Raw genomic sequence first — 14,178 nt, 5'->3', positions numbered from 1 at the left:
ACAGACCTTTTCTTCTCAGACTTCCCAGAATTGACAGAAGCTGAGCGAGAAGTCATGGCTGGTGAAACAGTGCCAACTGTACTTGAAGCCTTCAAAGCAAAATTGGAAGCCATGTCAGACGATGAGTTTGTGGCAGAAAATATCTTCCCACAAATCAAAGCAGTTCAAAAAGAAACTGGGATCAAAGGGAAAAACCTCTTTATGCCAATCCGAATTGCCGTTTCAGGTGAAATGCATGGTCCTGAATTGCCAGATACCATCTACTTACTTGGACGCGAAAAATCCATCCAACATATTGAAAGCATGTTGGATAAAATTACAAAATAAAATATGAAATAGGGGTGATCGTGGAGAACATTTCAAGATTTGTTCAGATCCCCCTGTTTTTGTATTATTTTGTCTCTAACTTTTCCAGCAGATACGGATAATTTCAGCCAAAGGTATGGATCGACTATCTGAAATAAGGTATAATAATAACGTGGCAATAAGGCCGGTTGGAGGTTGATTTTCCAACTATTTCAGCCTATTTGTACTAATTATTGATGTAAAAAAATATGGTTAGATAGAAATGAGGGAAAATGGCAGTTGTAGTCGGACGGTATTGTGTGTTTTCACATAAGAATAAGCAATATTCGCGTTATTTTCGATTATCACCTGATGGGCAGATCCAAGATATTGGCGGAGAAGGTCATGATAACGAGCGATATTGGGATGTTGAAAATCATCAGATTCGTTTGTTTTCCAAGGATAAGCAATTGACAGCCACCTTTGCCTGTTGTTATGAGGAGGAAGGCTATTCCTATTGGGAAGGGATGCATCAGCAGACTATTCCGCTCGAGTTGCGTCTTTATGATTTGCGATCAGATTTATTCGATTTCAAAACGAAATTCACAAGTCGTCATTTAATTGATTATGGAGCCTTAACTGTGGGACCACATACTTATGGCATTCCTTTGTTGGTTGACTTTGATCACGGAGGGAAGGTTATCATTGGGGATTATTGCTCTATTGGACAGAATGTCTACTTTGTAACCGCCAATCATGCTCTTGACCTGGTGACGACGTATCCTTTTAAGAGCTTAGAAAAATTTTATACAGATCAGTCTTTGCCAATTCTCGATGACCATGTTCTTTCTAAACCTACTCTTGTAGGGAATGATGTCTGGATTGGTAACAACGTCCAAATTATGGTGGGAGTTACAATTGGAGATGGAGCAGTAATTGCGGCTGGATCTATTGTGACAAAAGATGTAGCGCCGTATGCAATCGTTGGAGGAAATCCAGCAAAACTCATCCGTTATCGTATTGAAGATGAAGAACAACGTTTGGCACTGCAAAAGATTTCCTGGTGGGATTGGCCAGAACAAGTCGTTGCAGAACGGCTTGATAAAATTATGAGTAAGGATATTTCTGCCTTTATTGCAGAATACCTTCCCAAATAATAAAAGTAAAAAGTAAAAATGACAGAAAAAGTTAGTGTAATTGTACCCGTATATAACGTTGAAAAATACCTTAGACAGTGTTTGGATAGCATTCTTCAGCAGACCTATCAAAATCTTGAGATCCTAATCATCAATGATGGCTCAACAGATGGAAGTGATGCGATTTGTCGAGAGTATCTTGAAAAAGATGAACGAATATCCTACTTTGCAAAAGAAAATACTGGGATTTCTGATACAAGAAATGTCGGTATTCGTCAAGCAACGGGTGAGTATGTGACCTTTGTTGATTCAGATGATTGGATAGAGAAAACCTATATTGAAGAACTGTATGATAAACTAATAACTTATCATGCAGATATAGTGGCCGCTAATTATTATCTCTTTAATGATGCAGAGAGTCTCTTTTATTTCTTTATGGGGGAGCAGGATTATTATGAGCGCCTCTATACCCCTGTACAGCTGATTGATGGACTTTATGAGACAAAGTTTAATAAGAGTTTTGCGCTCCTCTCTGCTTGGGGGAAACTTTACAAACGTTCCTTGTTTGATGAATTACAATTTTCAAAGGATCGAATAGGAGAGGATCGTTTCTTGAGCCTCAAGGCTTTTTTGAGCAGTGAGAGAGTGGTCTATCTGAATAAAGGTTTATATGCTTATCGAGAACGCACGGGTAGTCTCTCTCATACTTGGACTGGGGAGTGGATGCCTGCCTTGGTTTGTGAGATGGAAGAAAAATTGGCGCTTTTAGCCAACCGGGGGTATCCTCTTGAAAAAACGATCAATCTTTATCAAATGGTATTAAAGGCGTGCTTGGCGAACAGTCGATTTCATGGTTTAGAGAATAGTGAGGCTTATCGACAAATTTCGGAAAAATACCAAGCCTTGAGTTTGAAACCACAACCGCATCGTGGAGAAAAACGGGCTATTGTTTTGGCTGCCAATTATCCTTATCTAGATCAGGTTTTGGCAACGATGAAATCAGTCCTTTACCACCATCGGAATATCCGCTTTTACCTCATCAATGGTGATTTCCCACAGGAGTGGTTTACGGGGATGAATCGTCATCTTGTTCGTTTTGATAGTGACATTGTAAATTGTCGTGTCACGAGTTCGCAGATCCAACAGTACAAGACAGATATATCTTATACTGTTTTCTTGAGGTACTTTATTTCGGATTTTGTTAAAGAAGAGCGCGTGATTTACATGGATTGTGATATGGTAGTGACGGGGCCGCTTGATGATCTCTTTACAATGGATCTAAAGGGATATCCTGTCGCAGCAGTCCGAGATTATGGGGGACGTGTCTTTTACAACCGAGAAATCTTCAATGCAGGCTTTTTAGTGATTGACAATGCTTATTGGAGAGCCAAACAAATGAGTCAATACCTGATTGAAATGACGAATGAATGGCACGATCGAGTGGACCAGGCAGATCAATCTATTTTAAATATGGTATTTGAAAACAATTGGTATGAACTGCCATTTGATCTGAATCATGTTGTGCTGCACAATCATTTTACAGATTATCAAATTCCAGAAGGTCAAGAGTTTCCAAAGGTTCTCCATTATTTATCTCATAGGAAACCATGGTTTCCGCTAGCGGCACAGACCTATCGGGATGTTTGGTGGTTTTATGCGCAATTGGATTGGTCGGAAGTTTCTAATAATCTTGATTTATCTCCGCTGCGTGAAGTAGATCTCTACCCAGAAGGTCGTCCGCTTACTTGCTTGGTTTATACGAGTGTAGCTGAAATTCCTCATTTGGAGGATCTGATTCGACGCTTACCGAATGTTTGTTTTAAGATTGCTGCGCGTGTTCTAGTATCCGACGAGCTTGCACGCCTGCTCGTCTACCCAAATGTAACTGTATACTCAGGAATTAATAACATGCCTAACCTAGATGCAGAGTTAGTTACCTTGAGTGATGTATTACTGGATATCAATCCTGGCGAAAAGACAATAGAAATCTTAGATCGTTTTCAGTTGGAAGATAAGCCAATCTTGGCTTTTGAAGAAGTGAAATCGACAGAGCATCATCAACAGGTATTCCCAATGGAAGATTGGCAAGGATTGGTTGATGCGATTTGTAATATGAGAAAGGAACGAGAATAAATGACAGAATTTCAATTGGATGGTAAATTTCAACAGATTTCAATTGACCCTACAGCTCATGTCGAACTGGGGCAGGATGTTACCTTGCGTTCTTTTGTTTGCCTAGAGGTGGGGAATGGAGCAACCCTGAAACTCGGAAATCGCGTTTTTTTTAATATTAACTGTTCCATTCATTGTGGATATCATATTGAAATTGGTAAGGATACCATGTTTGGAGATGGCGTTCGTATTTTCGATAGTAATCATCAATATTCCAACTACCACGTAGAAAAAATCGCTTTTAATTACGGAAAGATCTCGATCGGAAAAAATTGTTGGATTGGTGCCAATGTTGTGATTCTTAAGGGAGTCACGATCGGTGACAATGTTATTATTGGTGCAGGAGCAGTCATTCATAAGGATATTCCAAGTAACTCCATTGTTGTAAGTAAAGAGGAACTCATCATAAAAGAGCGTCCGCAATTAGAGCATCATGTCTTTACTCTGACAGCTTCAGACACTCTGGAAAACCTGACGTATTTGGTAGAAAATCTTCCAGAAGTTTCGTTTCATATTGCAGCCAAGACCAATGTTTCAGATCGCTTAGAAGCCTTTAAGAAGTACGAGAATGTAACCTTATATACAAATGTCCACCATGATGATATTATAGAGGATTTATTGGATCAATCAGAAATCTACCTGGATATTAATCATTGGGATCAGGTGGATTCTATTGTAGATCGGGCATTTGAAAAGGGAAAACCAGTCTTTGCTTTTGATAATGTAGCTCACAGGGCAGAGTTGGGTGGTAGTATATTTTCTCATCAGAACCCTGAAATGATGGTGGAAGAAATTCAAAGACGATTGTTTGGACATGCTGTGGATAGTTTAAACTAAAAAAGGAAATAAAATGAAAAAGGCGATTGTACTGGGGGCCGATAATGGCTACATGGATAAGGTAGAAACAACGATTAAGTCAGTTTGTGCGCATAATGACCATATCAAATTCTACGTTTTTAATGATGACCTTCCTTCGGAATGGTTTCGTGTGATGAACAAACGATTGAAAACGATCCATTCAGAAATTGTAAATGTGAAAATTTCGGATCATTCGCTTAGAAATTATCGTTTAGCCATTAGTTATTTATCCTATGCGGCTTATTTTCGTTACTTTATTGGTGAATTTGTTGAGGAAGAACGGGCAATTTACTTGGATTCAGATATCATTGTGACGGGAAGTCTAGATAACTTGTATAATGTTGCCTTAGAAGAATATATGTTGGCGGGGGTACCTGATTATTTTGATGGTGATTATACAGGTGATTTTAATTCTGGTATGATGGTTATTCCTGTCACAAGATGGGAACAGGAGCAAGTTGCCTCACAATTGCTAGAATTGACAGAACAGTATCATCAAACTGTATTTGGTGATCAAGGAATTTTAAATATCTTGTTTAGAGGCCAATGGAAAAAACTAAATCGCTTAAATAATTTTATGGTCGGTATGGATACATTAGCGCAAAGTGTAAATGATCGAGCTTGGTATGATTCGGCCTTACCGGAAGGTGCTTATCCGCTAATTATTCACTATACAGATGATAAGCCATGGTATCATCTTTCAAACAATCGTTACCGGTCGACGTGGTGGTTTTATTATAGTGTGGATTGGTCAGATATCCTGTTAAGAAAAAATCCTATTAATGAAAATGAGGTGGGTGATTGGCATACTCTCATAGAACCACCAAAGTACTATACAGCTATTTTTACGGATTCTTGTGAACTAGAACAAATTGAAATATTTCTAAAAGAACTTCCACAAGTCCATTTTACAATATTGGCTCATACCGTTTTTGCCTCTTCTGTTATTGATCTACAAAAATATGAAAATGTATCGATTCATCCAGGGTTCACACCATTTAATCTTGATGATATTATGAGTAAGCTTGATTTTTACTTGGATATTAATCATGGAAATCAAATTGCTGATATTATCAATAAGGTACATAATATAGGAAAACCGGTTTATGCTTTTGATGTCACAAACCATGATAATTATGGACGAAGCAGGGTGTTTCCCGTTTCTGAGGTGGATTTGATGATAAATGAGATCAAATTAGAGTTAGATTTAAAAAAAGAAAGGTAAGTTGGATGAATAAAGTTATAGCGTTAGGGGCTGATAATGGCTATATGGACAAGGTAGAAACAACAATCAAGTCAGTTTGTGCGCATAATGATAGCGTTAAATTCTACGTTTTTAATGATGATCTTCCTTCAGAATGGTTTCGTGTGATGAACAAACGATTGAAAACGATCCATTCAGAAATTGTAAATGTGAAAATTTCAGACAACCATTTACAGGGTTACCATCTTCCCACAGCTCATCTTTCGTATGCAGCTTATTTTCGTTTTTTCATTTCAAAAATCGTAGAAGAAGAAAGGGTTTTATACCTTGATTCAGATATTATTGTAGATGGAAGTTTGACAGAGTTGTTTGAGACGGATTTTGACGATTGCCCTTTAGCTGCTGTACGAGATGAGGTTATGTGGTCAAATTTTAATTCAGGAGTCATGTTGATTAATAATAAATATTGGAGAGAACATGACATTTCCACTCAACTGTTTGAATTGGCGGATCAATACCATGAAGATGTATTTGGTGACCAAGGGATATTGAATCGTTTTTTTGCTGGGAATTGGAAAGAATTAGAAGCGAAATATAATTTCATGGTTGGGACAGACTCGGTTGATCCTCAATTACAATGGAGGAATTGGAATGAAAGAGCGACTGCTGATGAAAAGGATGTTTTCATTATCCACTATACAGATGCAAAGCCATGGTTACCGACTTACAAAAACCGTTTAGGTGATCGCTGGTGGTTCTATTATGCTCTAGATTGGTCAGATGTATTATTGCGCACAGAAATCACAAATCGTGATTTAGGAGCTTTAACTGTACAGGAACCCTACCATACAGCTATTTTCACAAATGCGTGTGAAATGGAACATTTGGAGTACCTGATTCAAGCCCTGCCTAATGTGCATTTCCATATTCTAGCCCATACAACTTTTGCATCGCAAGTCGTTGATCTTCAACGCTATCTTAATGTGACAATCTACCCTTGCTTTAACCGATATAATTTTGAAACCGTTTTGGAAAAAATAGATTTTTATCTTGATATCAATCATTTTAATGAAATTATGTCGATTACACAGGAAGTTCATAAACTTGGAAAACCAATCTACGCCTTTGACAATACCAGCAAGGACCAGTCTGGAGAAAGTCATGTTTATCCGGTTCAGAACCCTGAAATGATGGTGGAAGAAATTAAATCTTATCTGGTCACATTGACTAATTAGATTTGTGGTGAGAGAGAAAAATCGTTATAAAAATACAACTGGATTTTGCTTGGAGGAGAGATGATTTACACTTTTAATCTGATGGTAGAATTAGAGCCTAACGGTGTCGATGTTGCTCAGGCTTACCGTGGACAAATCTTTAGGAAACTGGGGTGCCCAGCACGTTTTGTCTTTACGCAAGTTCCTCCTAGATATAAATGGGATTACTATTTATCTTTGGGATATGCGGAAGATGAAATCATTCTAGTACATATGTTACTAACAGATCAGCGTGATATGACCTTGACAATGAGTGTGGAGGAAATGAAGCAAGGTTTGAATCTTCATTCCACTCCGATTGAACGAGATCAAGAGTTAATATTTCCGGAAGAGAATGGGATTTCACTTGTTTTTCATCGAAATACTCTTAAGTCAAATTATGTTGATTATGTCGATTATTATGTAGCTGGTCATCTTCTTCGTAGGGAACATTACGGGAGTGTAAAGCTTTATACAGAATATTTTACAGCTGTTCCCACTGATGCGGGCTTAGAAGCAAGAGTCTTTCAGCGTCTTTTTTATAATTTGGATGGTTCCGTAGCTTTGGAGGAAATCAAAAAGACACCAGGTGATTTGACGAAATCGGTCTATCGGCAGGGGACTCATTGGTTTTACAGTGAGTCGGAGCTTTTGAGCCAATCGATCGGCACCTTACAATTTTCTGCAAAAGACCATATCATTGTTGATCGTTTAGAGCGTCTTCCCTTTACGCAGACTCTTTTAAAAATGAAGGGTGAAGCAACCTTATCGTGTGTCCTTCATTCGATACACCATTGGGGCGACTGTATCAATTCAGAATATTTCCTTCTTTTTCAGTATGCTAACTATTTCGACCATATCATTGTATCTACGGAAGCTCAAAAGGAAGAATTAGAACGGGATTTGTCGACGGATAAGCCTGTATCGGTCTTGCCAGTCGGAGGGCTTGAAAGGTTGCAATATTCTGATAATCGCAAGCCTTATAGCCTGATGATTGCAGCACGGTTTGAACGGAGAAAGAGATTGGACCTAGCGATTGATGCGGTAGTGGCCTTGCATGAAAAAATCCCAGAGGTTACATTGGACATTTATGGTCAAGGTATGCTTTGGCAAGAAATAGAAGAAAAAATTAAGCAGTTAAATGCTCAAAGTTATATTCATCTCAAGGGGCACCAAAATCTTCAAACTCGTTTTAAGGAATATGAACTTTATTTGGCCACTTCCGAGTGGGAAACGTTTGGGTTAACTTTACTAGAGGCGATAGGGTCTGGCCTTGTCATGGTGGGAACAGACGTTCCCTATGGGAATCCCACTTTTATTAAAAATGGTCGAAATGGTTTTCTCGTTCCCTTTGTAAATCAATCACATGAAGAAGTGGTTGCTGACTTGAAGAGAAGTATGCAGAAGGCTTTTGGAAACTTAAATTTTCTACGAGAAGGTTCTTATAAATTGGCTGAACGATATATGACAGATCAAATTATTGGACAATGGAGAGAGTTTTTGACGAATAGGGGAAAAAATAACGATGTATTATCTGGTAAATGAATGGACTTCAGATGATGAGAGGTTGAGAGATGACCTAGAACAAATTGGAATACCCATCCAGCCTCTACAGATAGAAAATATTCTGGATTTTATTTCTTCTAATCAAAAAGTAAATTCACCTCTGCATATGACTGGTCTTTCGTTACCCCCGTTTTGGGAAGTGTATGCGAATGGGGATATTGTTTCTGATGGAGTGAGGAGGGGGAGAATAGACTGTTATCAGGATTACCCTCAAAGGGTCAAAAAAGTAGAGTGGTATAATCCAGATGACAATTGTTCTACTTGTGATTACTATGATCTTTCTGGAAGACTTTTTCTGAAAGAAGTTTGGAGTGCAAATGAATGTCATTTATCTGTTTATACGAATGATAAAATGGGAAAACTACATTTATTCCATCAGCATGATCGTGCGCTCTATCAAACTATCGATGGTTTAGAACGGGGGTTTTCCTCGATAGAAGAAGCGAAAAAAGCCCTTCTTCAAGAAGTCCTTTTGCAGGTTGAAACAGTATTTTTGTCTGATCCAGAATTGTTGAAGGCTTTACCCAAACTTGAGAAGGAACAGATTATCTTCTATGGTCGGTCAACTCTTCCTGAAGCAGAACTTGCTCCTCTGGTGGACAAGGGTGTAAAAGTATTCGTTCGTGATGCTAACGGCAGAGCATCGCATGATCGTCTATTATTTTTCCCTACCTATTTGGGAGATTTGAAGGAATTTCAGCCACAGGTTCTCATTTTGATAAACACTCAAGAAATCGAACAGATTGAAGTTCTTGTGACCGCTCTTCCTCATTTTCAGTTTCATATTGCAGCCTTGACAGAGATGGGGGAACGATTAGTACGTCTCAATGATTATCCAAACGTTCACCTTTATCCAGGAATTTCAGGTGAGAATTATGAGCGGTTATTAACTAAATGCCGTATTTACCTAGATATCGCATATGCGGATGAAATTTTAGACGGAAATCGAATGGCTCTTGAAAAAGGAATGATTTTATATGCCTTTGAAGAAACCTGTCACCGACCAAATGTTTATACAAAAGATCACTTGTTTCAAAAAGATGCCATTACAGACTTGATCGATGAACTATCTCAGCTGGAAGATCCGAAAAAATATCAATCAGCCTATGATAAGCAAAAGATGCATCCGGCGCTAGCAACAAAAGAAGAGTTAAAGATGATAGTTCAAATGACAGAAAATAAAGAAGGGAAACTATGACGAAAGTACATATTACAAATCTATATGGTATGGCAGGCGATAGTACTGTTATCTTAGCTCAGAATGCTGTGACAGAAATTGCACGTTCAATGGGTTTTCGTGAAATCGGAATCTATTTTTATAATATCACGACAGATAGTCCAGGGGAACGAAGCAAGCGTCTGGATGGGATCATGGCTAGTATCTCATTTGGAGATATTGTTATCTTTCAATCACCAACTTGGAATGGTTGGGAATTTGATGCGGAATTTGTAGCGAAGATGAAGGATCTGAGGGTCAAATTAGTGGTGTTCATCCATGATGTTGTTCCACTGATGTTCCGAGATAATGCCTACCTCATGCCAGTTTATATGGATATGTTCAACCAAGCAGATGTTATCATCGCGCCATCACAGCAGATGGTGGATCGTCTGCGTAAAGAAGGGCTAACGGTGGAAAAAGTCTTGATTCAAGAATTTTGGGACCATCCTCATAACCTCAGTTTGAACCAACCAGGATTTAAAAAAGAGATTTTCTTTGCAGGATCTTTGACACGTTTTCCAGAGTTGCAAAATTGGGTTTATGAAACCCCTTTGCGAGTTTTTGCGAATGAGCCAAAGAGCAATCCAGAAGCCAATTTAGTGATTGAAGGATGGAAGCGCAATGAAGAACTCCTGATGGAACTCTCAAAGGGAGGCTTTGGTCTTGTCTGGAATACCCAGTACAACGATGGGGAGAATGTTGACTACTACGAAATGAATATTTCACATAAGCTCAGCACCTATCTTGCAGCAGGAATTCCTGTGATCGTACCCAACACCTTGTCAAATAGTCATCTGATAGAAGAGCGTGGCTTAGGATTTGCTGTGAACAGTTTGGAAGAAGCCAATCAATTGGTTCAAAACATGGCTCCAGAATCCTATCAAGAAATTAGTAGTAGGGCTCAAGGCTTTGCTTTCCTCCTTAAAGAGGGCTATATCACTAAGAAGTTGTTAGTTGATTCAATCTTTTGCCTGGCCTGCAAGTTATGAATACCTTTTACATCGCACTCTCTGCTAAAATATAAAAGAAAATGGAAAAAATGGAAAAAATTAGTGTCATCGTCCCTGTATATAATTCAGAGGCCTATCTTGAAAATTGCTTAAATAGTATCATCCAACAGACCTATCAAAATTTAGAAATAATCTTAGTCAACGATGGTTCAACGGATGGTTCTGCCGCTATTTGCCAACGCTACAAGATTCAGGACCCTCGAGTGAAGGTCTATCATAAGTCCAATGGTGGAGTTGGATCAAGCCGGAATCGTGCTTTAGAAGCGGTGACAGGAGACTACATTCTCTTTGTGGATAACGATGATTGGTTGGAACTGGATCATATCGAGAGTTTATATCATTTGCTGAAAAAAGCAGATGCAGATATTGCAATTGGGAATTTCACTCAATTTATGGAAGAAGAGGGGAACTTTTTAATCCATGTTGGGGGAAATGATTATTTTGAGCGTGTCTATTCTCCTTTTGAGTGGTTCCAACATCAATATGATGGGCAGTATAATCTGAGCCAATGTTTCACGGTCCCTTGGGCAAAGCTTTATAAGGCGGAATTGTTTAAAGAGATTGTTTATCCAACAGATAAAACGGTAGAGGATGATTTTACGACCTACAAGGTCTATCTACAAGCCGATAAAATTGTCTATATGAACCGTGCCATCTATCTGCATCGTAAACGTGAGACAAGTGTGACCAAAACGGTCAATCTTGCAGATGTTTATCCGTTACAAAGTATCGAAGAACGCATGATGATTCTTCAATTGATCGGAGCTCCAAAGGGCTTAATAGATGCAGAAATTGCTGCTTACAAGTGGCGATTGGCCATTCATGAAGAAGAGACCTTAAAACATGGAGACATGGAAGCTTATCAGCAAGTATTGGTAAAAAAACGAATCAAGGAGAAGAGTGTTCATGCATGATACAAAAAGTCGGGCGATTGTTCTAGCAGGAAATCAGAACTTTACCGCTCAGTTATCGACGACCATAAAATCCATCTTTTATCACAATAAAGATGTGAAAATTTATGTTTTGAATCGAGACATCCTTCCAGACTGGTTTCGAAAACCACGGAAGATGGCTCAGCTCTTAGGGGGCGACCTCATTGATGTCAAATTGAATCCGGATGATGTGAGGGATACCTGGTGGACTCAGGAACATATTAGTCTGGATGCTTATTCTCGCTACTTTATTCCGAAGTATATCTCAGAGGAAAAGGTGCTGTATCTCGATGCGGATTTGCTGGTTCTAAAGAACTTAGAGGATATCTTTGAAATAGATATGAAGGGCCACCCGATTGCAGCCGTGATGGACACAGATAACCAAAGTTTTAATTCCGGTGTCTTATTAATTGACAATGGTTTGTGGAAACGAGAAAATATGACAGAGCAGTTGGTGAATGAGACGAATGGCTCACTCCAGCAAGCTTTAGAAGGAAATATTCCTAAATTTAATGGGGATCAGACAATCTTTAATAAGGTCTTTCGTGATAGATGGTTAGCCTTGGATAAAAGGATGAACCTCCAAGTTGGTCATGACGTGACTGCTTTTATGAGTCATTGGCCAAATCACTTTATAGATAGTGAAGATCCCTATATTGTCCACTTTCTTTCTCACAGGAAACCATGGACGACGCTAAGTGCCAATCGTTTCCGCCAATTATCGTGGGCCTTTCATGACATGGATTACAGTCAGGTCTTGTCTCACCATATGGGGGACTTCCAGATAGAGATGGATCCAGATTATGAACTCCATCTGTTCAATTTGACCAATTCTCAATCCTTCAAAAACCTTGAGGAATTGATTCAGGGACATCCGAAGGCCTTGTTCCATATTGCTGCCTATACGGAAATGGGAGAGGAATTGGTGCGTCTTGCAAAATATGAAAATGTGAGATTGTATCCAGAAGTCGTCCCTCCAGTATTGGAAGAACTAATCCATCGTTCTGCTGCCTATTTAGATATTAACTATGGTACTGCTGATCAAGCAACCTTGGCGGCTTATGCGAAAACAGGGAAACCGATCTTGTCCTTCCCAGAAACCAGACATAGTGAGCAAGCGCAGTTAGAGGTCAATACGATTGAACAAATGCATTCACTCATTAAAGAGCGTATAAAGACAGGTAAATGGGGAGAAGTTCACGAGCTTCCACGATTGCACTCCTTTACCATGACCCAAACGCAAGATCTCGAGTCAATCGAAGAACTGGTTTGTGCTCTTCCTTTTGTACAGTTTCATATTGGTGCTTGGACAGCTATGGGGCCTAAGTTAGTCGAATTAAAGCAACATCCCAATGTTAGTTTGTATCCTGCGATCAATCAGGAGCAGTTGAACCAGCTGATTCATAGTGCGGATCTTTATTTGGATATTAATCATGGCGATGAAGCTGGTGAGATTCTATCACAGGTAGAATTGGCGGGGATTCCTAGTTTTGGTTTTTATAAAACCCAACACGGGGACCATGGGCAGTTTCTTTTTTCAAGTGAGCGACTACAGGAACTGATCACGGCGATTGAGCAGTTGGATGGAGAAGGAAGCTTGCCTCAAATTCTCCCTCTACCAACGGTTAAGTCCATTGATGAGAGTCTGGACTTCATTAGGGAAAATCATTCATCTGTCATTCGTTTTGGAGATGGTGAAATCAATCTAATAGCTGGCCATTCTATCGCCTACCAAGATTATCATCCTGAACTAGCACGATCTCTACGTGAGTTGGTTGGAAAGAACAGTTCAGAAAAACTCTTAGTCTGTTTGCCAGATGCTTTCGAAGATCGCTTCCAATTTACATGGTGGGCAGAAGATTTTTGGAAAAAGCATTTGGATCATTATGATCAGTTTTATCGTGAAATTGCTCCAGCTCCTTGCTATGGATCTACCTTTATTTCACGTCCTTATATTGACTTTAAAGATAAAAGTCGAGCAGCCTCCCAGTTTGACAAACTTAAAAAACTGTGGGAGAATCGGGATATTCTGATTGTTGAAGGAGCAACTTCTCGTACAGGGGTGGGTAATGATCTGTTTGATCGTGCAAACTCCATCCTACGAATTGTTTGTTCTTCACACAATGCTTATAAGGATGTGGACACAATTGAGGCCACGATTCGCCAATATGCGGAGGATCGCTTAATTCTGATTATGTTAGGCCCAACAGCAAAAGTATTGGCTGCTCATTTGGCGAATGATGGTTACCAAGCACTGGATATTGGGCATATAGATTCAGAATACGAGTGGCTGCAGATGGGAGCACAGACGAAAGTCAAGTTGAGACACAAACACACGGCAGAATATAATTTTGACCAAGATATTGAATTCATCGAGGATGAAACCTACACCAAACAAATCGTGGCAGACTTATCTCGTTTGCCAATAGAATAAGAAAGATACATGAATAATAAAAATGCAGTAGTATTGGCAGGAGATTATGCTTATATTCGTCAGATAGAGACCGCTTTAAAATCTCTTTGCTATCACAATCGCCAGCTTA

The 14,178-nt window shown here is 39.2% G+C and carries 10 protein-coding genes and 1 pseudogene; all 11 read left to right on the top strand.

Annotation, left to right across the window (positions count from 1 at the left end; all coding sequences use genetic code 11):
• Window positions 1-327, top strand: a pseudogene (locus SPADD19_RS12880) (glutamate--tRNA ligase); the annotation flags it as partial.
• A 251-nt stretch (window positions 328-578) separates the two neighbouring features.
• Window positions 579-1,442 (top strand): CatB-related O-acetyltransferase, encoded by an 864-nt coding sequence (locus tag SPADD19_RS08670; RefSeq protein WP_061455803.1) that lies wholly within the window; start codon window positions 579-581, stop codon window positions 1,440-1,442.
• An 18-nt stretch (window positions 1,443-1,460) separates the two neighbouring features.
• Window positions 1,461-3,554 carry a glycosyltransferase gene (locus tag SPADD19_RS08665; RefSeq protein ID WP_061455802.1) on the top strand — a complete coding sequence of 698 codons (2,094 nt, stop codon included), beginning with the start codon at window positions 1,461-1,463 and terminating at the stop codon, window positions 3,552-3,554.
• Window positions 3,555-4,430: an acyltransferase gene (locus tag SPADD19_RS08660; RefSeq protein ID WP_061455801.1), complete on the top strand. Its 876-nt coding sequence runs from the start codon at window positions 3,555-3,557 to the stop codon at window positions 4,428-4,430. It begins immediately after the preceding gene.
• Between the two features lie 13 nt (window positions 4,431-4,443).
• Window positions 4,444-5,676 carry a glycosyltransferase family 8 protein gene (locus SPADD19_RS08655; protein ID WP_061455800.1) on the top strand — a complete coding sequence of 411 codons (1,233 nt, stop codon included), beginning with the start codon at window positions 4,444-4,446 and terminating at the stop codon, window positions 5,674-5,676.
• A 5-nt stretch (window positions 5,677-5,681) separates the two neighbouring features.
• Window positions 5,682-6,890: a glycosyltransferase family 8 protein gene (locus SPADD19_RS08650; RefSeq protein WP_061455799.1), complete on the top strand. Its 1,209-nt coding sequence runs from the start codon at window positions 5,682-5,684 to the stop codon at window positions 6,888-6,890.
• Between the two features lie 60 nt (window positions 6,891-6,950).
• Complete coding sequence (locus SPADD19_RS08645; RefSeq protein ID WP_061455798.1) at window positions 6,951-8,453, top strand: glycosyltransferase; 1,503 nt, start codon at window positions 6,951-6,953, stop codon at window positions 8,451-8,453.
• Window positions 8,434-9,672, top strand: a complete 1,239-nt coding sequence (locus SPADD19_RS08640) for a glycosyltransferase family protein (RefSeq protein ID WP_061455797.1) — start codon at window positions 8,434-8,436, stop codon at window positions 9,670-9,672. Before SPADD19_RS08645 ends, SPADD19_RS08640 begins: the two co-directional genes overlap by 20 nt.
• Window positions 9,669-10,682, top strand: a complete 1,014-nt coding sequence (locus SPADD19_RS08635) for a sugar transferase (RefSeq protein WP_061455796.1) — start codon at window positions 9,669-9,671, stop codon at window positions 10,680-10,682. The genes SPADD19_RS08640 and SPADD19_RS08635 overlap by 4 nt, the downstream gene beginning before the upstream one ends.
• Before the next feature lie 50 nt (window positions 10,683-10,732).
• The gene (locus tag SPADD19_RS08630; protein ID WP_061455795.1) at window positions 10,733-11,617 is read left to right on the top strand and encodes a glycosyltransferase family 2 protein; all 885 of its coding nucleotides are present in this window, start codon (window positions 10,733-10,735) and stop codon (window positions 11,615-11,617) included.
• Window positions 11,610-14,069 carry an SP_1767 family glycosyltransferase gene (locus SPADD19_RS08625; protein ID WP_061455794.1) on the top strand — a complete coding sequence of 820 codons (2,460 nt, stop codon included), beginning with the start codon at window positions 11,610-11,612 and terminating at the stop codon, window positions 14,067-14,069. The genes SPADD19_RS08630 and SPADD19_RS08625 overlap by 8 nt, the downstream gene beginning before the upstream one ends.
• The last annotated feature ends 109 nt before the right edge of the window (window positions 14,070-14,178 follow it).

The organism is Streptococcus parasanguinis, assembly GCF_001578955.1.
Classification (GTDB): Bacteria; Bacillota; Bacilli; order Lactobacillales; family Streptococcaceae; genus Streptococcus; species Streptococcus parasanguinis_U.
This window is presented reverse-complemented; position numbering and strand designations above follow the sequence as displayed.

Bases quoted from the DNA above. Each gene is read 5' to 3' on its own strand.
- SPADD19_RS08670 (WP_061455803.1), top strand. From the start codon at position 579: ATGGCAGTTGTAGTCGGACGGTATTGTGTGTTTTCACATAAGAATAAG.
- SPADD19_RS08665 (WP_061455802.1), top strand. From the start codon at position 1,461: ATGACAGAAAAAGTTAGTGTAATTGTACCCGTATATAACGTTGAAAAA.
- SPADD19_RS08660 (WP_061455801.1), top strand. From the start codon at position 3,555: ATGACAGAATTTCAATTGGATGGTAAATTTCAACAGATTTCAATTGAC.
- SPADD19_RS08655 (WP_061455800.1), top strand. From the start codon at position 4,444: ATGAAAAAGGCGATTGTACTGGGGGCCGATAATGGCTACATGGATAAG.
- SPADD19_RS08650 (WP_061455799.1), top strand. From the start codon at position 5,682: ATGAATAAAGTTATAGCGTTAGGGGCTGATAATGGCTATATGGACAAG.
- SPADD19_RS08645 (WP_061455798.1), top strand. From the start codon at position 6,951: ATGATTTACACTTTTAATCTGATGGTAGAATTAGAGCCTAACGGTGTC.
- SPADD19_RS08640 (WP_061455797.1), top strand. From the start codon at position 8,434: ATGTATTATCTGGTAAATGAATGGACTTCAGATGATGAGAGGTTGAGA.
- SPADD19_RS08635 (WP_061455796.1), top strand. From the start codon at position 9,669: ATGACGAAAGTACATATTACAAATCTATATGGTATGGCAGGCGATAGT.
- SPADD19_RS08630 (WP_061455795.1), top strand. From the start codon at position 10,733: ATGGAAAAAATTAGTGTCATCGTCCCTGTATATAATTCAGAGGCCTAT.
- SPADD19_RS08625 (WP_061455794.1), top strand. From the start codon at position 11,610: ATGCATGATACAAAAAGTCGGGCGATTGTTCTAGCAGGAAATCAGAAC.